This window comes from Ensifer canadensis, from assembly GCF_017488845.2.
Lineage (GTDB): Bacteria > Pseudomonadota > Alphaproteobacteria > Rhizobiales > Rhizobiaceae > Ensifer > Ensifer canadensis.
In genome coordinates this window covers 245,120-265,487 of record NZ_CP083371.1, presented here as the reverse complement: position 1 = coordinate 265,487, position 20,368 = coordinate 245,120, and the positions used below count along the sequence as shown (strand labels likewise).

17 protein-coding genes and 1 pseudogene are annotated in these 20,368 nt (G+C 63.4%); 14 read left to right on the top strand and 4 right to left on the bottom strand.

Features of this window, described 5'->3' with window-relative positions:
* Window positions 1-51: 51 nt before the first annotated feature.
* From J3R84_RS20885 to J3R84_RS20875, 3 genes are read right to left on the bottom strand one after another with little or no spacing between them, the layout of a single operon-like run.
* Entirely contained in the window at window positions 52-1,095 is a 1,044-nt protein-coding gene (locus J3R84_RS20885) for a substrate-binding domain-containing protein (RefSeq protein WP_057207602.1), read from the bottom strand.
* Between the two features lie 52 nt (window positions 1,096-1,147).
* Window positions 1,148-2,215: an ABC transporter permease gene (locus J3R84_RS20880; protein ID WP_113569627.1), complete on the bottom strand. Its 1,068-nt coding sequence runs from the start codon at window positions 2,213-2,215 to the stop codon at window positions 1,148-1,150.
* Window positions 2,205-3,728, bottom strand: coding sequence for a sugar ABC transporter ATP-binding protein (locus J3R84_RS20875; protein ID WP_107028123.1), 1,524 nt, complete (start codon window positions 3,726-3,728; stop codon window positions 2,205-2,207). Before J3R84_RS20875 ends, J3R84_RS20880 begins: the two co-directional genes overlap by 11 nt.
* 143 nt (window positions 3,729-3,871) lie before the next feature.
* On the opposite strand from J3R84_RS20875, the gene mtnK reads away from it, so the two are divergent.
* Genes mtnK through J3R84_RS20850 form a run of 5 tightly spaced genes read left to right on the top strand, consistent with a single transcriptional unit; the run spans window position 3,872 to window position 9,295 of the window.
* Window positions 3,872-5,143, top strand: a complete 1,272-nt coding sequence (gene mtnK / locus J3R84_RS20870; RefSeq protein WP_203529171.1) for an S-methyl-5-thioribose kinase — start codon at window positions 3,872-3,874, stop codon at window positions 5,141-5,143.
* Complete coding sequence (mtnA, locus tag J3R84_RS20865) at window positions 5,140-6,234, top strand: S-methyl-5-thioribose-1-phosphate isomerase (protein WP_203529169.1); 1,095 nt, start codon at window positions 5,140-5,142, stop codon at window positions 6,232-6,234. The genes mtnK and mtnA overlap by 4 nt, the downstream gene beginning before the upstream one ends.
* Before the next feature lie 3 nt (window positions 6,235-6,237).
* Entirely contained in the window at window positions 6,238-7,173 is a 936-nt protein-coding gene (locus J3R84_RS20860) for a transketolase (protein ID WP_113569631.1), read from the top strand.
* Between the two features lie 2 nt (window positions 7,174-7,175).
* Entirely contained in the window at window positions 7,176-8,177 is a 1,002-nt protein-coding gene (locus J3R84_RS20855) for a transketolase family protein (RefSeq protein WP_113569633.1), read from the top strand.
* Window positions 8,177-9,295, top strand: a complete 1,119-nt coding sequence (locus J3R84_RS20850) for a RuBisCO large subunit C-terminal-like domain-containing protein (RefSeq protein WP_113569635.1) — start codon at window positions 8,177-8,179, stop codon at window positions 9,293-9,295. The genes J3R84_RS20855 and J3R84_RS20850 overlap by 1 nt, the downstream gene beginning before the upstream one ends.
* A gap of 374 nt (window positions 9,296-9,669) precedes the next feature.
* Here the strand turns inward: J3R84_RS20850 and J3R84_RS20845 are convergent, their stop codons facing one another.
* The gene (locus J3R84_RS20845; protein ID WP_057207609.1) at window positions 9,670-9,855 is read right to left on the bottom strand and encodes a hypothetical protein; all 186 of its coding nucleotides are present in this window, start codon (window positions 9,853-9,855) and stop codon (window positions 9,670-9,672) included.
* 307 nt (window positions 9,856-10,162) lie between these two features.
* Between J3R84_RS20845 and J3R84_RS20840 the strand changes: the two genes are divergently transcribed.
* The 9 genes and pseudogenes from J3R84_RS20840 to J3R84_RS20800 all read left to right on the top strand — a co-directional run bounded on the left by J3R84_RS20840 (window position 10,163) and on the right by J3R84_RS20800 (window position 20,241).
* Window positions 10,163-10,927: an IclR family transcriptional regulator gene (locus tag J3R84_RS20840; protein WP_113569637.1), complete on the top strand. Its 765-nt coding sequence runs from the start codon at window positions 10,163-10,165 to the stop codon at window positions 10,925-10,927.
* A complete protein-coding gene (locus J3R84_RS20835) occupies window positions 10,927-12,039 on the top strand; it encodes an ABC transporter substrate-binding protein (protein ID WP_203529167.1) in 1,113 nt (370 codons plus the stop codon). Before J3R84_RS20840 ends, J3R84_RS20835 begins: the two co-directional genes overlap by 1 nt.
* 127 nt (window positions 12,040-12,166) lie before the next feature.
* A complete protein-coding gene (locus J3R84_RS20830; RefSeq protein ID WP_057207612.1) occupies window positions 12,167-13,885 on the top strand; it encodes an ABC transporter permease in 1,719 nt (572 codons plus the stop codon).
* A complete protein-coding gene (locus tag J3R84_RS20825) occupies window positions 13,878-14,957 on the top strand; it encodes an ABC transporter ATP-binding protein (RefSeq protein ID WP_203529165.1) in 1,080 nt (359 codons plus the stop codon). The genes J3R84_RS20830 and J3R84_RS20825 overlap by 8 nt, the downstream gene beginning before the upstream one ends.
* Window positions 14,958-14,979: 22 nt before the next feature.
* Window positions 14,980-16,194, top strand: coding sequence for a CaiB/BaiF CoA transferase family protein (locus J3R84_RS20820; protein WP_113569644.1), 1,215 nt, complete (start codon window positions 14,980-14,982; stop codon window positions 16,192-16,194).
* Window positions 16,191-17,039: an HpcH/HpaI aldolase/citrate lyase family protein gene (locus J3R84_RS20815; protein WP_203529163.1), complete on the top strand. Its 849-nt coding sequence runs from the start codon at window positions 16,191-16,193 to the stop codon at window positions 17,037-17,039. The genes J3R84_RS20820 and J3R84_RS20815 overlap by 4 nt, the downstream gene beginning before the upstream one ends.
* A 39-nt stretch (window positions 17,040-17,078) precedes the next feature.
* Window positions 17,079-18,107, top strand: coding sequence for a hydroxyacid dehydrogenase (locus tag J3R84_RS20810; RefSeq protein ID WP_203529162.1), 1,029 nt, complete (start codon window positions 17,079-17,081; stop codon window positions 18,105-18,107).
* Between the two features lie 119 nt (window positions 18,108-18,226).
* Window positions 18,227-18,904, top strand: a complete 678-nt coding sequence (locus tag J3R84_RS20805; protein ID WP_113569648.1) for an RraA family protein — start codon at window positions 18,227-18,229, stop codon at window positions 18,902-18,904.
* A gap of 528 nt (window positions 18,905-19,432) precedes the next feature.
* A pseudogene (locus J3R84_RS20800) lies at window positions 19,433-20,241 on the top strand (alpha/beta fold hydrolase).
* Window positions 20,242-20,368 lie beyond the last annotated feature (127 nt).

The window sequence follows — 20,368 nt, the reverse complement described above, 5'->3', positions numbered from 1 at the left end:
GCAAACGGGGCGGTCTTTCGACCGCCCCACTTTCATCAACAAACCGCGTGATCAGGGCTTCGGCATCCACGCCGGCATGGCGACATCCGCGTGGGCGAACTGCGGCAGCTTGGTGCCGAGTTCTTCCATGTTCTTGATGTCCTGATCGTTCAGGTCCTTCTGGGTGATCAACGTCGGGGGCACGATGACGCTGCGGCCCGGATCCTCGCCGGCAAGCAGCATGGCGAGTGTGCGAACCGAGACTTGTCCGACCACGGCCGGGTTGGTGGCGGCAGTCGCAGCCCAGGCGGAATCCGGCTCGCGCATTGCCGCGATATCGGAGGTCGAGATATCGGCGGAATAGATCTTCACGTTGGACGAAAGACCGGCTTCGTCGACCGCAATCTTGACGCCCTTGGCGAACTCGTCATAGGGCGCGAACATCACGGTGATATCGGGATTGGCGGAGATGACCGAGCGCGCCTGGTTGGCAACCGAGTTGGCAATCGGGTTGTCCATGGTGCCGAATTGCGAGACCTCGTTGATCCCGGAATACTTGCCCTTGAATTCCTTCCAGGTCTCGTCGCGACGGTCGAGCGGAGCGATGCCGGCGACATAGACGTAGCCCGCCTTGAAGCTCTCGCCATTGTCCTTGATCGCCTGTTCCAGAGCAAGGCGGGCAAGATCCCGGTCGGACTGTTCGACCTGCGGGATTTTCTCGTTTTCGACGTTCACGTCGAAGGCCACGACCTTGATACCGGCCTCGACGGCGCGCTGTGCCGCTTCCTTCATCGATTCGGTCAGGCCGTGCTGGATGATGATCCCCTGCACGCCGAGCGCGATCGCCTGGTCGACCATGTCGGCCTGCAGCGCTGCATCCTGGCGGCTGTCGAGAACCTGCAACTGAACGCCGAGGGCCTTTGCCTGCGCCTCCACGCCGGCAAGGTAGGACTGGAAGAAATCGCCGGTCGAGAGATAGCGCACCAGCGCGATCTTGACGTCAGCCGGCTTGTCGAAGGGCTTCGGCATATCGGCGGCAAAGGAAGCGGTGGCGAAAGCCACGGTTCCGGCAAGGCCAAGCGCCAGCTTGCCCAATGCTCTGCGTGTCATGTTCATTTCAGTCTCCTCCACTGGTGAACGTTTGTTGTCCGCGGGCGGGGCTTTCCCGTCAGCGTTTGCCTCTTTTCGAGAGCGCAAAGGTGAAGATCAGGGCGATGACGAGAACCGCGCCCTTGATGAAATCCTGCGTGTAATAGGGTGCATTCATCATCGTCAGGCCCTGGAGCAGGATGCCGACGAAGAGCGCGCCGATCGCTGTGCCGAACGCATTCGGCTTGGCCGCCCCCAAGACGGCAAAGCCGATCAGCGCGGCAGCGACGGCATCGAGCAAGAGATTGTTGCCCGAGGCGATGTCGCCGCGGCCGAGGCGCGCGGCGAGCAGGATGCCGCCGATCGACGCGAAGACGCCTGAAATGACATAGGCCGAGATCTTATAGGCGTTGACCGGAGCGCCAGCCAGGCCGGCGGCGCGCTCGTTGGAGCCGACCGCATACATCATGCGTCCGAAGCGGGTGTATTCGAGGAAGAACCAGATCAGCACCGCCAGCACGATCAGCACCACGACGGCGACGGGTACGAGGTTCGGCAGGATGAGGTCGAAGCGATGGCGGCCAAGCGCCAGGAAAGCGGGGCTGAAAGTGCCTGTTGCGACCGAGCCGTCAGGAAGCGTCATGCCGGCGGCGATAGAGCGTCCCTCGGTCGGTATGCGCTGCAGGCCGAGCAGCAGGAACATCATGCCGAGCGTCGCGAGCAGGTCCGGCACACGCATGTAGACGATGATGATACCGTTGATCAGCCCGACGAGAACGCCGATCGCCAGACAGACGAGCGTCGCCGTCAGCGCATCTCCGCCCATCACCACCATCACATAGGACGACGCCATCATCGCCGTGGTCGCGACCGAGCCGATCGACAGGTCGAAGCCGCCGACAACCAGCGTCGCCGTGACGCCGAGCGCCAGGATGCCGGTGATCGACACGGATTGCAGGATGAAGACGGCGCTCTGCGGCGAGGAAAACCCGTTCGTCACCAGCGAGAAGTAGACGACCAGTCCGCCCAGAAGGACAAGGAAACCGTATTTGATGGCGATATCGCGCAGGCCAACCGTGGCCGTGGGCGGCAGCACCGGCAACGCGGAAGCGGCGGGCACCGCGGGTTTCATCTGTTCACTGCTCATGGGGCTGTCCCTGCTGATGATGTTGACCGGCGATCTCCTGCAGGAGGCGCTCGACGTCGACCGAAGCGTTGCGATGCTCGCCGACCACAGTGTGTTCCGACATCACCAGAATGCGGTCGGCGACCTCGAAAGCTTCGTCGAGTTCGGTCAGGAAGACGATAGTGGCGCGACCCGCCGCCGAGGCGCGCAGTTTGGCGCCGATATCGCGGCGTGCGGCGATGTCGACGCCCTGGAAAGGCTCGTCGAGGATCAGGAGACGCGACGGCTCGGAAAGCCACCGCCCGACCATCACCTTCTGCTGATTGCCGCCGGAAAGCGTCTGCATTTCGTCGCGCTCGCTGCGGCAGACGACGCCGAGGGCGGCGATCTGCGCCCGCGATTTCGCCCGTTCGGACCGGCGGTTCGCTATGCCGAAGCGCGACAGCCGCTTGAGGAACGGCAGGCTGATATTCTCGTAGATGTTGAAATCGGGAACGATGCCGCTGTCGGATCGATCCTTCGCCACCAGAAACACGCCCTTGGCAATCGCCTGGCCGGTCGATTGCGGGCGATAGGAAGCGCCGTCGAGCGTCATCTGGCCGGCGGCGGGCGGGCGGGCTCCGAAGAGCGTCTCGGCCAGCGCCGTCTTGCCGACGCCTACGAGGCCCGTGACCGCGACGATTTCTCCATCGCCCAGTTTGAGATCGAACGGACGCGACGTGTCGGTAAGTTTCAGTCCCTGGGCAGAAAAGACGCAACCGAGCCCTTCGCGCACGGTCACGTCGCCTGCCGAGACTTTCTGTCCGAGCATCGCATTGACGGCACCCTCATAGTCCAGATCCGCGCCTTCGAAGCGGCCGGTTATGCGCCCGTCGCGCAGGGTGACGATGCTGTCGGCGAGCCTGCGGATGTCGGACATCCGGTGCGAGATATAAAGGATCGCGACCCCACGGGCTTTCAGCCGGTCGAGAAGCTCGAACAGCCGATCGGCCTCGGCACTCGAGAGCGACGACGTCGGCTCGTCGAGGATCAGCACCTGCGGCTCGTGCGCCATGGCGCGGGCGATCGCCACCATCTGCCGGTCGGCGAGCGTCAGATCGTTGATATCAGCGGAAAGATCTATGGCGAGGCCCATGCGGGCGGCAACGACGGCTGCCTCGCGCCTTACCCGGCGCGGGTTGAAGAACAGGCGCGCACCGCGGCCGTTCAGCCGGTCGAGCGTGAGGTTGGTCGCGACGTCGAGGTCGGCAACGACGCCATCATTGATGTTCTGGTGAACCGTCACCACACCAGCACGGATCGCCTCCGCCGGTGTTGTCGGCGAAAAAGGGAGATCATCCAGCTGCATGGCTCCGGCGTCTCCGACGTAGACGCCGCAGAGGATGCGCACCAGTGTCGACTTTCCAGCGCCGTTGGCGCCCATCAGCACCGTCACGGCACCCTTGCGCAATTCGAGATCGACGCCCTTCAGAACCGGTATCGGCCCGAAGGATTTGCGCACGCCCTCGACGCGAAACACTGCTTGTTCGCTCATGCTCTCCTCCCAATGAAGTCAGGTTAGGATGGCTATCCATCAAATGTCAAGGCGATTGACATTTGACAGAATGCCGACTTACCTATGGCACGACAGCATGACGAGGAGCGGCGAAGGCCGGTCATGCGGACAAGGAGGAGCCTATGGACAAGTACGTTTTCGAGGCACTGAGCGCCGAAACGCTGCCATTGAGACTGAGCGGCAACGCAGCACTTTGCGACAGGATCGGCGGCGAGCATGGCCGCTGGCAGGTCAAGGAGGTCGGCGACGGCAACCTCAATCTCGTCTTCATCGTCACGGGCGAGAAGGGCGCGGCGATCGTCAAGCAGGCGCTGCCCTATGTCCGGCTCGTCGGTGAGCGCTGGCCCCTGCCGCTGAAGCGCTCGTACTTCGAATACCACGCCCTCACCCGCCAGGCGGCGCGCGACCCGGGCATGGTGCCGGAAATCCTGTTCTTCGACGCCGAACAGGCGATGATCATCATGGAATATCTGACGCCGCACGTGATCCTTCGGCGCGCTCTGATTGCAGGGCGCAAGCTGCCGAAGATCGGCCGCGATCTCGGGCTCTTCGCGGCACGCACGCTTTTCCGCGGCTCGGATCTTTCGATGCCGACGCGCGACAAGAAGGCCGATCTCGCGCTTTTCGCCGACAATGTCGAACTCTGCGATATCACCGAGAACCTGGTTTTCTCAGATCCTTACTTCGAGGCGGAGATGAACCGGCACACGACCCCGCATCTCGACAGCCTGGTCGAAGAGCTGCGCCGCGACCGTGACTTGAAGGTCGAAGCGCAGCGCCTAAAACATATCTTTTCCGCCAAGGCCGAGACCCTTTGCCACGGCGACCTGCATACCGGCTCGGTCATGGTCACCGACGACGAGACGCGCGTCATTGATCCGGAATTCGCCTTCTACGGACCGATCGGCTTCGATGTCGGTATGCTGCTCGCCAATTTCTGGATGAGCTACTTTTCGCAGGAAGGCCACGAGAGCGCTGCCGGCGAACGCGATCAGATGCGCGCCTACCTGCTGGATACGGCAGAGACGATCTGGCAAACCTTCTGCGACGAGTTTTCGGCACTGTGGCGCAGCGAGCGCAAGGGTATCCTCTATCAGGCGAGCCTTTTCGAAGACCGCGACGACCCGTTCGGCGCCGAACAGGCGCTGACCATCGTTCTTGATGAGATCTACCGCGAGATGCTCGGCTTTGCCGGGGTGGAGATCCTGCGCCGCATCCTCGGCCTTGCCCACAATGCCGATTTCGAAACCATCGCCGACCTCAGCCGCCGCGCCAAATGCGAAAGCAAGGCGCTGAAGCTCGGGCGCCATCTTGCCGTCAACCGGGATCGCATTGCGAGCCTCAGGGATATTCGCGCCACTGCGGAACGGCTTCAGCAGGAGACACTTTCGTGAAAGTCGGAGAAAAGCACTACCATACGATTTGGCTCAACGCCGACGGCCGGTCGGTCGACATCATCGACCAACGCTGGCTGCCGCATGAGTTCCGGATCGTCACGCTGAAAACCGTCGCCGACGTCGCCGTTGCCATCCGCGACATGTGGGTGCGCGGCGCACCGCTGATCGGCGTCACCGCCGCCTACGGCATCGCCATCGCAATGGCCGACGACCCGTCTGACCGCCATCTCGACGCGGTCTGGGAGGAACTCAACGAAACCCGGCCGACGGCGATCAACCTGCGCTGGGCGCTCGACGCCATGCGCCAGTTCCTCCGTCCGCTGCCGGTGGAAGAGCGTGCCGTGGCCGCCTACCAGCGCGCCGCCGAAATCGCCGAGGAGGATGTTGAACTCAATCGTGCGATCGGCGCCAACGGCCTCAAGATCATCCGCGAGATCGCCGCAACCAAGAAGTCGGGCGAGCCGGTCAACATCCTCACCCACTGCAATGCCGGCTGGCTCGCAACGGTCGACTACGGAACGGCGACCGCGCCGATCTATATGGCGACGGAGGCGGGCATCCCCGTCCACGTCTATGTCGACGAGACCCGGCCGCGAAACCAGGGTGCGCAGCTGACAGCCTGGGAATTGAACGGCCATGGTGTCCCGCACACGCTGATCGTCGACAATGCCGGCGGCCACCTGATGCAGCACGGCGAAGTCGACATGGTGATCGTCGGCACCGACCGCACCACCGCCAATGGCGATGTCTGCAACAAGATCGGCACCTATCTGAAGGCGCTTGCCGCCAGCGACAACGACGTCCCCTTCTATGTCGCGCTGCCTTCGCCGACCATCGACTGGACGGTCAAGGACGGCGTGAAGGAGATTCCGATCGAGGAGCGCACCGGCGACGAGGTGAGCTTCGTCCAGGGCCGCGGCCCCGACGGTTCGATCATCTCGGTTCGCGTTTCGCCAGAAGGCAGCCCTTCGGCAAACCCGGCCTTCGACGTGACGCCGGCCCGGCTCATCACTGGCCTCATCACCGAGCGCGGCGTCGCCGTGCCCTCGCCCGAAGGCCTCAAAGCGCTGTTTCCGGAAAGGAGCTGACCGATGAGCCTTACAAACCAGAAGACCACCGAAGAAATCGCGCTCGGCATTCGCCGCCGCGTCTTCTTCCACACGATGAAGAACAACGGCGGCTATCTGAGCCAGGCCTGCTCGGCCGCCGAAAGCCTTGCCTTGCTCTACAACGAGATCCTGACGCTCGGCGAGCCGACCTTGCCCAAAGTACCGCTGCCGTTTCGCGGCGTGCCCTCTGCCGATAACCCGGAGGCCTTCACCGGCGCGGGCTATCACGGCCCGGCAGCACCCGAGTACGACCGCTTCTTCATCTCGCCGGCGCACTATGCGCTGGTGATTTATAGCGCGCTCATCGAAGTCGGCCGTATGGACGATAGCGCGCTCGACCATTTCAACAAGGACGGAAGCTCGGTCGAAATGATCGGCGCCGAACACAGCCCGGGCATGGAGGTTACAACCGGCTCGCTGGCACAGGGGCTTTCCATGGCCTCCGGCGTCGCCTTTGCCCGCAAGAAACGGAACGAGCCAGGCAAGGTCTGGGTCTATATGTCCGACGGGGAATTCCAGGAGGGGCAAACCTGGGAGTGCCTTGCCGCCATGGCCCACCACCGGATCGACAACATCCGCGTCGTCGTCGACGTCAACCGCCAGCAATGCGACGGCGCCATGTCTTCGGTTCTCGATCTCGGCGATCTCGCCGGCCGGGTCGAGCCCTTCGGGGCCACCTGCCGCTCGATCGACGGCCACGATCTCCAAGCCCTGCGCGACGCGGCCAACAGCGCCGAGCCCGGCAAGCCGCTGATCATCCTCGCCAATACGTCGCCGTTCCAGGGAATGAACTTCCTGCAGAAGCGCTTTCCCCGCCTTCATTACGTGCGCTTCAAGAGCGCCGAGGAGCGGCTTGAGATGCAGGCGGCATTGGCTGTCGAACTGGGCGTGAGCCCGAATGAAATGGAAGGGGCCTGACCATGGTCGAAATCGTCAACCGCCCTTATGCGAGAGCATTCGAGGCTTTCGCGACAGCGCGCCCGGAAGTGCTTTGCCTTTCGGCTGACCTCACCTCTTCCTGCGAGGTCGACGGTTTCCGTGATCGGCATCCGGAGCAGTTCCTGTCGCTGGGGATGGCTGAGCAGAACATGCTCTCCTTCGCCGGCGGGCTTGCCATGCAGGGTTATCGGCCGTTCATCCACACCTTCTCGGTCTTTCTCTACCGCCGCCCGTACGATCAGTTGATCAATTCGATCGCCTATTCCAATCGCAAGGTCCGGCTGATGGGCTTCCTGCCGGGCATCACCACGCCGGGCGGTATCACCCACCAGGCCATCGAAGACATCGCCGTCCTGCGCGCCGTGCCGAACATGACGATCTTCGAGACCGGCGACGCGACCGAGGTCGAGACCGTGCTCGAGGTTGCCGATGCGATCGACGGTCCTGTTTATGTCCGCGTCCTTCGCGGCGAAGTTCCACGGCTTTTTTCTACGCCGTTCGCCTTCAACAAACTGCGCACGCTCTCGGAAGGCGACGACATCCTCGTCGTCAGCTCGGGCGTCTGCACCGAAGAGGCCCTGCGGGCGACACGGCCGATCGAAGCCCGCGGGATCGGGCTGCATCACCTGCACGCCTCGACGCTCAAGCCGTTCGACCGCGACGGGTTGATCAAGGCTGCGCGCGGCAAGAAGGGCATCGTCACGCTCGAGAACCACACCATCGTCGGCGGGCTCGGATCGTTGGTGGCCGAGATCCTCGCCGAAGAGGGGCTTGGCGTCCGTCTGAAGCGCCTCGGTCTGAAGGACACTTTTGCCCATGGCGCCTCGAAGCCTTACCTGATGAAGAAGTACGGCCTTGATGCCGGCGCGCTGGTGTCGGCAATCGAGGAGCTTACCGGCAGATCGCTCGAAATCGGCGAGGACGAACTGACCGAGGTTCGTCTCGACCACGTGCATTCGGCACAGAAGGCGGAGGCGCTCTGATGGCGCCCCGGTTTACCGTCAGCTATTACGTCAGGGCCGCAGATGAAGCCGAGGCGCGCGCACGGGCGCTGGATATCGCCCTGGAACAGACGGTCGAAATCCCGCGCGATGTCGTGCCCAAAGGTTATGTCGAGGATGAAATCCTCGGCAAGCTCGAAGCCCTCGCGCAGGACCCGGTCGGGCGCCCCGGCTACCTCGCCACCATTTCCTATAGCGAGGACGATGTCGGCGGCGACTTCCTACAATTCCTCAACATCGTCTTCGGCAACAGTTCGATCAAACCGGGATTGAAGGTCGAGGGCATCGGCCTGTCCAAGGGCATCCTTGCTCTCTGCCATGGTCCGCGACATGGCATTGCCGGGCTGCGGCAAAAAGCCGGCATCGGCGCGCAACCGCTGTTGATGTCGGCCATCAAGCCGGTCGGATTGTCTACGTCCGAACTGGCGCGCCGCGCGCACGACTTCGCGCTCGGCGGCATGCATTTCGTCAAGGACGACCACGGATTGGTCGATCAAAGGACGTCACCATTCGCCGAGCGACTGGCGGCCTGCGTCGACGCTGTCGGCGAAGCCAATGCCAAGAGTGGCGGGCAGGCGAGTTTCGTGCCGAACATCACCGCGCCGTCAAAAGAGCTGTTCGAACGGGCGAAGATGGCGGAAGAAGCCGGCGCCGGCGCCGTCATGATATCTCCGGCACTGGCCGGCTACGACGTCATCCACACGCTGGCGTCCGATCCTAACTTCACCCTGCCGATCGTTTCGCACCCGGCATTTTCGGGCGCCAACGTCGTCTCGCCGGATCTCGGCTTTTCCCATCGTTGCTTCTACGGCGCCTTGCAGCGCCTGATGGGCGCCGACGCGGCAATCTACCCCAATTTCGGCGGCCGTTTCGGTTTCACTCGCGAGGAATGCCAGTCGATCGCCAAGGCTTGCGCCGACGACATGGGTGGCCCGAAGGCGATCGTGCCGGCGCCAGGTGGCGGCATGAATCTTAGCCGTGTGCCGGAGATGCGCGAAGCCTACGGCCAAGACGTGATGTATCTGATCGGCGGCGCGTTGCTTCAGGACACGGACATCGTTTCGGCCAGCCGCCGGATCGTCGAAGCGGTTGCACGCTGAGCGTACGACGGTTCGGCTACGAGATAGCCTCCCAAGGCTCTGCCGGGCGCGATGGTGCGCCCGGCAGGTTTGATCGCCGTCGCAGCAAAGACGCGGCAAGACGGCCCGCCCTACGCGGCGCAAAGCGCTTTCCGGGTGTCCATTCCCCCGCAGATGCCAGCTCGACAATGAGCCTCCGTGGCTCTTGCCAAGGCCGCTGGCTTGACGCTGTTTGGAAACTGGCAGGTGGTCTCGCCCGTATCCGCGAACTGAGCGACTGCCGTCGCTCGACGGCCGTCGGCCCCACGCTCAGATATCGCCGGATAAGTTACCACTCCTGCGACGATGCGCATCCAGCCTTCGGGAAACGTCCGTGCGAAGCGGGCGCCTGTTCGTCAGTCGGTGTCACGATCGAACTGATTGACGATGCGCATGGCGGTCTTGCGCTGTGCGTGGCGCACGTCGGCATCGCGCTTGCTCTTCAGCATCAGGTGAGCGGCACGCACCGCCGGCAGCGCCACCGGCTTGTAGCCGGGCTCGATTACGGGATGGGCCGTGGAATTAAGCTTTGGCTTACGCATAGTTCACTCCTCAGTCGAACACTGCCCAGGTCGTTCATGCACCTTGACGAGGCGCGATCTGAGACCGGACACGACGGGAGCGTGCCCGCCAATGGAGGCGAGCGTTTGATCAGACGATTCAAGATTTGTTGCGGTCTGAAATGACGTTTCGAGAGCCGGAACTTATCCTTTGCCTGCTGGCACTCGTTGGCGAACGACAAGGCGCACAGGAAACGACAGCACTGGTCGCACCTTGACAAGGGCGGCCACGCTCGGTAAGTTCATTATATAGCACGCGTTCAATATATTGAACAAGGAAAAAATCACGATGAGCGGCCGGGGCGCGGAAAGAATTTTGGACCTGATCGAGTGGCTGGCGTCGCGCAGCGAAGCCGTCTCGCTCGCCGAGGTCGTCCAGGCCCTTGCCCTGCCGAAGAGCAGCACGCTGCTTCTGCTGCGCACCCTTGTTGAAGCCCGGTACGTCACCCGCCAGACCGACGGACGCTACCTGTTGATCCGGCTGCCGGGTGAGCCATCGGAGGCAAACAGCGGCTGGGGCACGATCCTGCGGGTGGCTGAGCCGATCCTTCGCGAAACGGTGGCGGCGATCGAGGAGACCGGTTTCATCGCCGTGTTGACGGACGACCGGCAGGTCCGCTATCTCAACAAGATCCTGCCCATGCGCGAGATCCGCTATGACCGCGATATCGCCACACAGCGTGTCGCCCACTACGTCGCAAGCGGACTGATGCTACTGTCCGGCCTGACGGACCAGGAGCTCGAAACCTATCTCGGCCGATCCATCCCGACCGAAGACGATCCGGATGCCATCGCCGAGCGCGTGAGCGCCGGCCGCCTCGAAGGCTATGTCGCCAACCTCTACGGCCGGGTCGAGGGTGCCGCCGGCGTCGCGGCGCCCATTCGCGATCCTGATGGCCGCATCGTCGCTGTCGTCAATATTTCCGGTCCACGCGAGCGGATCGCCAACAATCTCGATCGCGTCACCGAGGCGACGGTCGAAGCCGCGCGTCGCGCAAGTGAGGAGCTCTCGCGACGCATTTTCAAAAATGGGAAAACCCACGGGAGGAATTGATGTCCTATTTGAAGAGAGAGCTCGCCGGTTGGCTGCTGGCCGCATCGGCGATGGTCTCGACCAGCGCCTTTGCCCAGGAGCCGAAGCTGCCTGAGTACTATCCGGCCGATTACGGCCAGATCGTCGAAGCATCGCGCAAGGAAGCTGGCCTCGTCGTCTATTCCAACATGGCCGACAACAACTGGCAGCCTGTCATCAAGGGCTTCAACGAACTCTATCCCTGGATCAAGATCGAGACGCTCGACCTCGGCTCCGGCACCGTGCACACCCGCTGGGAAGCCGAAGCTGGCAGCGGTGCGCGCACCGCCGACATCCTGGTCTCGGGCGCAAACGACCGCTGGGCACGCTATGGCAGCGAGGGCCGCATGCTCGATTATGCCAGCCCGGAAACCGAACGCCTGCCGGGCTTCGCCAATCCTTACCCGGGCATCTACGTGATGTCAGCGGACCCGCTCGTCATCACCTACAATGCCGCCCTGCTGCCGGAGGGCCAGCGCCCGACCGGTTTCGCCTCGCTCGTCAAGGCGGCAGCCGCCGACAAGGCGACGTTCGACGGCAAGATCACCACCTATGACGCCGCCCGCAACTCCTTTGGGCTTGCTGCCTGGTGGAAGACGCTGCAGGTCAAGGGCGACGACGGCTGGAAGGGCTTGCGCGAAATCGGCCCGATGATCCGCGGTGAAGTCTCAGGCGGCCCGATGAACGAGAAGATCGCCACCGGCGAATATCTCGTCGGCATCGCCGTCTCCGGCATCACCATCTTCCCCCGCCTGGAGCAGCCCGGCGGCGAGATCCTCGGCTTTGCCTTCCCCGATGACGGAACGCCGGTCATGCTTCGCGGCCTCGGCATCCCGAGCGAGGCGGCCAACCCGAACTCGGCAAAACTGTTCGTCGACTATCTGCTCAGCCAGAAGGGCCAGACGCAGGTCGGCAAGGGCGGACTGACGCCTTATCGCGAGGACGTCGAAGAAGCCGAGGTTCGCTACACCTATCAGGCGATCGCTGCCAAGGTAGGCATGGAAAACCTGATCGCCGTCGGCTTCGACAAGGCGATCATCGATGACGCTGCGGGCTTTGCCACCAAGTGGACCGCCGCGATGGCCGGCAACTAACGGGCCTCGACTCAGCAACCGTCGGCCGCGATACGGTCGGCCGGCGGTTCCTCTGCCCTCATTTTCAACTCTACGAAGCCTGACGACCGTCTTTCGCGTTCGCGGACGGCTTTCGAGGACTATTGCCATGACCGAGCTCACAGCAGGGTCGGCACCGAGCGCCACGCGTGACCGGTCGACCATCACCTTCTGGGCCGTAAGCATCTTGACCACGATCCTGGTGATCGGGCCGATTGCGCCCATTATTCTCCAGGCCTTTCTCGACCGGCCGCTCTACAAGCCCGACGCCGTCGTCACCGCCGGCAACTTCGTTCGCCTGTTCACCGAGGCGGGCATGGGCAAGATCGTGCTCAACACGCTGTTCTTCGCCGTCGTCACGATGGTCGTTGCCCAGCTGTTCGGCTCGGTTATGGCCGTCATCGTCGGCCGCACCAATCTGCCCGGACGCAAATGGATCGGCGAGATCCTGATCTGGCCGCTTTTCGTGAGCAACCTCGTCATGGCCTTCGGCTGGTTCACCATGTACGGACCGTCGGGCTATATCACCCTCGCCTTCAAGGCGAGCACCGGACTCAGCCCGTGGAACCTCTACAGCCTGACCGGCATGAGCATCGTTGCGGGCTTGAGCCAGGCGCCGCTCGCCTATCTCATGTGCATCGGCGCCGTCACCAAGGCCGATGCCCAGCTGGAAGATGCTGCCCGCTCGGCCGGCGCCAGCCCGATGCGAGCGCTAATCAGCATCACCGTACCGATGATGCGGCCGGCCATGGTCTATTCCGCTGTTCTGAACTTCGTCATCGGCATCGAGATGCTGGCAATCCCGTTGGTTTTCGGCGGCCCGAGCGGCATTCATACCGTCACGACCTTCCTCTATGACCAGGGCATCAACGCCGCGGTGCAATCCGACTACGGCATCGTCGGCGCCGGCGCGGTCATGCTGCTTGTGATCGTCGGTCTGCTCGTCTGGCTGCAGGGCCGGTTGATGAAGGACAGCGGTCGCTTCGTCACCGTGCGCGGCAAGGCCTCCCGCCCCTCGCTCGTCGACCTCGGACACTGGCGCTGGGTCGCATTCGCCGCCGTCGCGGCCTATGTGCTCTTCACCATCGTCGCCGTCTTTGCGGGCATCTTCATGCGCGCCAGCGTCAGCTTCCTGACGCCGCTGGTCCCGTTCTGGAAGCTACTGACCCTTGCCAACTTCGAGCTGATCTTCAATCAGCCGGGATATGTCAGGGCGATCCTCAATTCCGTCGTCATCTCCTTCCTCGGCGGCATCATCGGCACCGCCTGCGTCGTGCTCATCGCGCTTGTCGCCAAGCGTTCCGAATTCCGCTTCCGCCGCGCGCTGGAATATGTCGCGCTGTTCCCGCGCTCGCTGCCCGGCATCATCGCCGGCCTCGGCTTCTTCTATGCCGTGGTCTGGGTCCCGGGCCTCGACATGATCCGCGGCACGATCTGGATCCTGATCGCCGCCTTTGTCGTGCGCTACATTCCGATCGGCTTCGGTGCGATCGCACCGGCGCTGTCGCAGATCGGTGAGGAGCTTGACCGCGCCTCGCGCATTTCCGGCGCCGACTGGTGGACGACGGTGACGCGCATCGTCCTGCCGCTGTTGAAGCCGGCGCTGTTTTCCAGCTTCGCGCTGCTCTTCATCCACTTCTTCAAGGAGTATGTGACGGCGGTCTTCCTCTATCAGCCGGGCTCCGAAATCATCGGCTCGACCATGCTGCAGCTCTATGCCCAGGGCGACAACGGACCCGTCTCCGCCCTTGCCACCATCCAAGTCATCATCACGGCCTTGTTCGTCTTCATGGCGCGCCGTCTGCTGGGAGCCAAGATCTATGGCTGATCTCATCCTCGACAACCTCTCCATCAACTACGGCTCCTACAATGCCGTCAGCGAAGTCTCGCTGACCATTCCGAAGGGCGAGTTCCTGACGCTGCTCGGCCCCTCCGGCTGCGGCAAGTCGACGACGCTTTTTGCAATTTCCGGACTGAACCACGCGACATCGGGCGCAATCCGCATGGGCAATCGCGTGCTCTTCGACGGCAAGACCAAAACGGTGGTGCCGCCGGAACAGCGCAACATCGGGCTCGTCTTTCAAAGCTACGCGCTTTGGCCGCATATGTCGGTGGCGGAAAACCTCGCCTTCCCGCTGAAACTGCGCAAGATCGGCCGCGCCGAGCAGGACAAGCGCATAAAGGAAGCGCTTGAACTGGTCGAGATGGCCAAATTCGCCGAGCGTTACCCCTTCGAGCTTTCCGGCGGCCAGCAGCAGCGCGTGGCGCTCGCGCGCGCACTCGTCTATCGACCGGGCCTGCTTTTGCTTGACGAACCGTTGTCCAACCTCGATGCGAAGCTGCGCGAGCGCGCCCGTGTCTGGTTGCGCGAGCTTCAGGAACGTCTCGGCGTCACGACCGTCTACGTGACCCACGATCAGGCGGAAGCGCTTGCGGTTTCCGACCGCATCGCGGTGATGGACACGGGGCGTATCCGCCAACTCGGCACCCCGAAGGAAATCTACGAGACGCCGGCCGATGCCTTCGTCGCCGACTTCATCGGCTCCTCGAACTTCCTGACAGGTACCGTGGTCGATCGCGCCGCCGGCATCGCCAATGTTCGCCTCGAAGACGGAACGATGATCAAGGCGAACACCGGCCGGAACGGTGCTGACGAAAAAGTCGTGATTGCCGTGCGTCCGGAGCGGCTGCAGATCGTCGGCAGCGCCGGTGAAAACGTCGTACAGGCAACCGTTCAGGGCGGCTCCTATCTCGGCTCCGTCTATCAGTACGAGCTGACAGGCGCCGGCAGCACCTTCCGCGTCCAGACCGCGCGCGAGGTCGCCGACAAGCATGTCTTCGTCTATGTGCCGCCGGAAGCCTCGACGCTGTTTGCCGCGCAATCCCGGCCGCAGGCCTGAGCCCTTAAACGCGGAGCACCTCATGACCAAGGAACCCAAAAGCTTCGACGCCGCCGCCAAAGGCCCGCTTGACGGCATTCGCGTCGTCGATCTGTCGCGGCTGGTCGCGGGCAACATGCTGTCGCTGCAGCTCGGCGATTTCGGTGCCGACGTCATCAAGGTGGAGCCGCCGGTCGGCGACCCCTTGCGCGACTGGCGCGACGGCGGAAGCTCGCTCTATTGGAAGACCTATGGCCGCAACAAGCGCTCGGTCATGCTCAACCTTCGCGAACCGGCTGCGATGGGTGCCATGCTCAAGCTGCTCGACACGGCGGATGTGTTCATCGAGAACTTCCGCCCGGGCACGCTCGAGGAGATGGGCATGGCGCCGGAGACGCTGCTTGCCAGCAATCCCGACCTGATCGTCGTGCGCATTTCCGGCTTCGGTCAGACCGGTCCTTACGCCACCCTGCCGGGGTTCGGCACGCTGGTGGAAGCGATGAGCGGATTTGCCGCCCGCACCGGCTTTCCCGATCGGGAACCGGTACTGCCGCCGTTGGCACTCGCCGACATGATCGCCGGCATCTACGGATCTTCGGCTGTCAGCATGGCGCTGCTGGCGCGCCAGCGCGGCACGGCGCGCGGGCAGGTCATCGACCTGTCGCTGCTGGAGCCGATGTTCTCGGTGCTCGGACCGGAGGCCGCGATCTACAAGACGACCGGCAAGATCAAGGAACGGGTCGGCAGTGGCTCCAACACGACATCGCCACGCAACGTCTATCGATGCGCCGACGGCAAATACGTCGCGCTGTCCGGCTCCACCCAGGCGGTTGCCAAACGTATCTTCGAGATCATCGGCCGTCCCGAAATGATCACCGATCCGCGCTTTGCCACCAATACCGACCGGGTCCGCAACCGGCCGCTGGTCGACGAGGCCGTCAGTGCCTGGTTTGCGACGAGGGAGCGCGACGATGCACTCGACGTCATGCGCCGGGCCGGTGCAACGGTCGGGCCGGTCTACAACATCGCCGATGCCTTCAGCGACGCGCATTTCATCGAGCGCGAGGTTTTTACCGAAGTGGAGGATCGTGAGCACGGGTCCCTGCCCATGCACAACATCCTGCCGCGGATGTCGGCGACCCCCGGCGTCTGGCGCAACCCGGCACCGGCGCTTGGCGAAAACACCCGCGACGTCCTCAACGAAGTCGGCCTGTCGACCGACGAAATCGACCTGATCATGGGGGGAAGAACCGAATGATGCTGCGCTCGCTACTTTATGTTCCCGGCAGTTCGCCCCGCTTTCTGGAAAAGGCCCACGAACGCGGCGCCGATGCCATTATCATCGACCTCGAGGACGCGGTCGCCGCCAACGAGAAGGACGCGGCAAGGGCGGCCCTTGCCCGAACCGTGCCGATGGTTGGCCAGAGGGGCGCTGCGGTGATCGTGCGGATCAACACCCATGACGAAACGACGATGCTGGCCGACGCCAGTGCGGCCTGCGAGGCCGGCGCACTGGCGCTCTACATTCCCAAGGTGTCTTCGCCTGAAGTCCTGCATCAACTCGATCGGCACCTGGAGCCGCTGGAATCGGCCGCGAACCGGCCGCCGATGCGGTTTGCGCCGCTGATCGAAGATCCCGCGGGATTGCTCAACGCCACGTCGATCGCCACAGGCCCGCGGGTCTTCGCCTTGTCGGCTGGTGGCGAGGACCTTGCGACATCCATGGGCGCCCAGCCGACGCCTGAGGTTTTGCGCATACCGAAGCTGATGATCCACTACGCCGCGAAGGCCGCCGGCGTCCTCTCCTTCGGCCTGCTGCGCAGCACGGCCGACTATGCCGACAAGACGGCATTGGCCGCAGCCATCAGTGAAGCCAAGGACTTCGGTTTCGACGGCGCCACCTGCATTCACCCGAGCGTGGTCTCGCTGCTGAACGACGGCTTCGCGCCTTCCGCGGAAGAACTCGACCGCGCCCGCCGCCTGATCGCCGCTGCTGATGCCGCCGCGCAGGCCGGGATCGGCGCCTTCACCTTCGAAGGCAAATTCGTCGACCTGCCGATCGTCACGCGCGCTCGCGCATTGATCGCCCGCTCCTCCGGCTGATCCGATTGTCCGGCACCCCCATCTATCCTGGAGAACAGAGTGTCCGATTTCCCGACTGCCGAGAGCCATACAAACCGCAAATGGCGCGTCCTTGTAACCCACAACAGGATTGCCGAGAGCGCCGTCGCGCTGCTCAACGCCCATGACTGCGACGTCTTCTTTTCTCCACCCTACGACGCCCCCGATGTCGTTGCCGCACGCGCCGCCGATCTCGGCGTCGACGCAATCATGGTCCGCCAGGGCCAGATCAACGAGGCCGTCATAGCCGCGTCCCCGAAGCTGAAAGTCATCGTCAAACATGGCGTCGGCGTCGACAATGTCGATATCCAGGCCGCCGCCGATCGCGGCATACCCGTGTTGCGCTCGATGGGCTCGAACGCGCGCGCAGTCGCCGAACACACGATCGCGCTTTCGCTGGCGCTGATCAAGGAGATCGCACCGCTGACCGCGGCGGTCAAAGGCGGCCAATGGCCGAAACCGACCTTCATGGGGCGCGACATCGCCGGCACCCTCATGGGCCTCATCGGCTATGGCTCGATCGGCCGCGAGACAGCGGCCATGGCGCACGCACTCGGCATGGACGTCATCGTCTACGATCCGCATGCCGCAGCGACACTCGCTCAGGGGAACATAACCGCCATCGACGACGTCGACGAGCTTGTCGCCCGCGCCGACATCGTCAGCCTGCATTGCCCTTTGACGGCGGAGACTCGCCACCTGATCGATGCCCGTCGCCTGGCGCTGATGAAGCCGACGTCCTTCATCGTCAACACCGCCCGCGGCGGCATCATCGACGAGGCGGCGCTCGCCGTCGCCCTGCGCGACAGGCGTATAGCGGGTGCCGCGCTCGACAGCTTCGCAGCCGAACCGCCGGCTGCCGACAACCCGCTCTGGGCCTCGCCGCTGGTGCTGGCGACGCCCCACATCGGTGGCGTCACCCACGGCTCATCGAAAGCGATGGCCGAAATTGCCGCGCGCCACATCATCAGCGTCCTCAACGGCCAAGCGCCTGATGCCTTCAGCCTTGCGACTCCGCAGAGCCTCGGCCTGCGCAAGGCGACCGCCTGAAGCTTTCCCGGGAAACGCGAGGCGGATTTCCGCCGGGAAATGCATGAAAACAACGAGATAGAGCGTTTCTACGACCCGCCTAAACCGGAAACGCTCGAGAGTTCCAGAAGGAAGACCACATGCCCATCGGTTTCAGAGTAAAGAACAGCATGAAGCGTATCGACGCTTCCTATGTCGAGGCCTTCCGCGTCCTGCCCGTCGCCAACGTGTCCGACAGCATGTCGCGGCTTGTCGCCGGCGGTGATCGGCTACGCCCGATGCATAGCGGCGGCGTGCTCGCCGGCCCGGCGCTGACGGTCAAGACCTGCCCGGGCGACAACCTGATGCTGCACAAGGCGATCGACATGGCGGCACCGGGCGACGTGATCGTCGTCGATGCCGGCGGCGACACGACCAATGCGCTGATGGGTGAACTGATGCTGGCGCATGCGGTCAAGCGGGGCGTCGCCGGCTTCGTCCTCAACGGCGCGATCCGCGACGCCGAAGCCATCCGCGCCCAGCCCTTGCCGCTCTATGCGCTTGGCGTCACCCATCGCGGCCCTTATCGTACGGGACCGGGCGAGATCGGCTTCCAGATTTCCATCGCCGGAATGGTCATCAATCCGGGCGACCTGATGCTCGGCGACATCGATGGTATCGTCTGCGTGCCGAAGGCGGATGCCGAAGCGGTCCTCAAGGCAACCCGGGCCAAACAGGATGCCGAGGCCAAGCAGATGGCGGCGACGCTTTCTGGAACGATGGACAGGTCCTGGGTGGACCGGGAACTCGAGCGGCTGGGCTGCGCCCTGGTCGACTAGCCTGCTCGATCAAAAGGCGCGGACCAAACACGACCGGGTTCCCCACCCGGTCGTTTTACGGCGATAACTGCCCGACCGTTTCAACAACGCAGTGATCGACGTGGCCGCCAGCCGGTTGTCGGCCAAGCGCCCCGTTACGCGGCGTCTGCGACGCCCGTGCCTTCCGCCATCAGAGCCTCGTGGACCCGCCGGTCTAGACGCGACCTAACAAAAGCTGCGCGACTTACAGCGCTCTGGCACGAATGCCCCTATTTTGGCCAGTTCCTCTCTCGAGCGAGAAGGTCGGGAGCCGTAGTGTCTGCCCATGCCGACGTTAGATGTCGCGAGGGAGCCGACGATGAAAAGCACGCTGTTTCCTTAAATCCCATTCGATTTAAGGATGAAAGCATGCAGCCATTCAAAGTGCTACAGCGACCTTTGCGCGTCTAATATGCCGCGCGGCGCTGTAGATACCTACATCGCCGACGCCAGTTCCTGCTCGCGGCAGCAGCCCTGGCCGCCACTGGTGGAACAGCGAGGAGCAGGGCCATGGCCGATGAAACGTCCAAGAATGTCGTAGGCGGCAACGGCGTCACCATCGCCACGGGGACCTTTGGCGATCCCTTAGCGCCGCCGGTGCTTTTGATCATGGGTGCGATGGCCTCGATGATGTGGTGGCCCGACGAATTCTGCCGCAAGCTGGCGGCAAGCGGGCGCTATGTCATCCGCTACGACAACCGCGATACGGGGCTTTCCACCAAATATGCCCCCGGCAATCCTCCCTATTCGATGGAGGACATGGCCGGTGATGCAGTTGCCGTGCTCGACGCCTATGGCATTGCATCGGCTCACCTCGTCGGCATGTCGCTCGGCGGCATGATCGCTCAGATCCTGGCGTTGTCCGCTCCGGACTCGAGCTTGAGCTTCCACCGATAAGCGCTGACTATATGGAACACGTCGCTGCCGACGAAAGCGTTGACTGGTCGGATCGGACACAAGTGATCGATTTCATGACGAAGGACGCCCGCATGGTCGCGAGCACAGCCCACCCCCATGACGCGAACCGGATCCGTGCCTTCATCGAGCGGGATCATGATCGCTCGGGCGGGCTACTCTCCGCCACGAACCACTTCATGCTTCAGGGCGGCGAAACTGTCAAAGGCAAGCTCAAATCGCTCGAAGCGCCGCTGCTGGTAATCCATGGCACCACCGACCCAATCTTCTCGGTCGAGCATGGGATGGCCATTGCCGAAGTTGTGGCCGGCTCCGAATATCTTCCGATCGCCGGCGGCGGGCATGAACTTCACAGGGCCGATTGGGGTATCATCATCCCGGCCATTGTCAAACACACGGACTAAAGCCAGGAAAAGTGCGAGGCGGTTTTCCTGGAAATGTGCAAAAACAAAGAGATAGAGCGTTTCTGCTACCTCGTCGAAACCAGATGCGCTCTCGGTGAAGGCAGTATCCCGCCTGCACAATATGGGT

Excerpts from the sequence above, each read along its gene's own strand:
- J3R84_RS20830 (WP_057207612.1), top strand. The coding sequence starts at position 12,167 with ATGACCGAGCTCACAGCAGGGTCGGCACCGAGCGCCACGCGTGACCGG.
- J3R84_RS20840 (WP_113569637.1), top strand. The coding sequence starts at position 10,163 with ATGAGCGGCCGGGGCGCGGAAAGAATTTTGGACCTGATCGAGTGGCTG.
- J3R84_RS20835 (WP_203529167.1), top strand. The coding sequence starts at position 10,927 with ATGTCCTATTTGAAGAGAGAGCTCGCCGGTTGGCTGCTGGCCGCATCG.
- J3R84_RS20850 (WP_113569635.1), top strand. The coding sequence starts at position 8,177 with ATGGCGCCCCGGTTTACCGTCAGCTATTACGTCAGGGCCGCAGATGAA.
- J3R84_RS20805 (WP_113569648.1), top strand. The coding sequence starts at position 18,227 with ATGCCCATCGGTTTCAGAGTAAAGAACAGCATGAAGCGTATCGACGCT.
- J3R84_RS20880 (WP_113569627.1), bottom strand. The coding sequence starts at position 2,215 with ATGAGCAGTGAACAGATGAAACCCGCGGTGCCCGCCGCTTCCGCGTTG.
- J3R84_RS20860 (WP_113569631.1), top strand. The coding sequence starts at position 6,238 with ATGAGCCTTACAAACCAGAAGACCACCGAAGAAATCGCGCTCGGCATT.
- J3R84_RS20815 (WP_203529163.1), top strand. The coding sequence starts at position 16,191 with ATGATGCTGCGCTCGCTACTTTATGTTCCCGGCAGTTCGCCCCGCTTT.
- J3R84_RS20885 (WP_057207602.1), bottom strand. The coding sequence starts at position 1,095 with ATGAACATGACACGCAGAGCATTGGGCAAGCTGGCGCTTGGCCTTGCC.
- mtnK (WP_203529171.1), top strand. The coding sequence starts at position 3,872 with ATGGACAAGTACGTTTTCGAGGCACTGAGCGCCGAAACGCTGCCATTG.
- J3R84_RS20825 (WP_203529165.1), top strand. The coding sequence starts at position 13,878 with ATGGCTGATCTCATCCTCGACAACCTCTCCATCAACTACGGCTCCTAC.
- J3R84_RS20855 (WP_113569633.1), top strand. The coding sequence starts at position 7,176 with ATGGTCGAAATCGTCAACCGCCCTTATGCGAGAGCATTCGAGGCTTTC.
- J3R84_RS20845 (WP_057207609.1), bottom strand. The coding sequence starts at position 9,855 with ATGCGTAAGCCAAAGCTTAATTCCACGGCCCATCCCGTAATCGAGCCC.
- J3R84_RS20875 (WP_107028123.1), bottom strand. The coding sequence starts at position 3,728 with ATGAGCGAACAAGCAGTGTTTCGCGTCGAGGGCGTGCGCAAATCCTTC.
- J3R84_RS20820 (WP_113569644.1), top strand. The coding sequence starts at position 14,980 with ATGACCAAGGAACCCAAAAGCTTCGACGCCGCCGCCAAAGGCCCGCTT.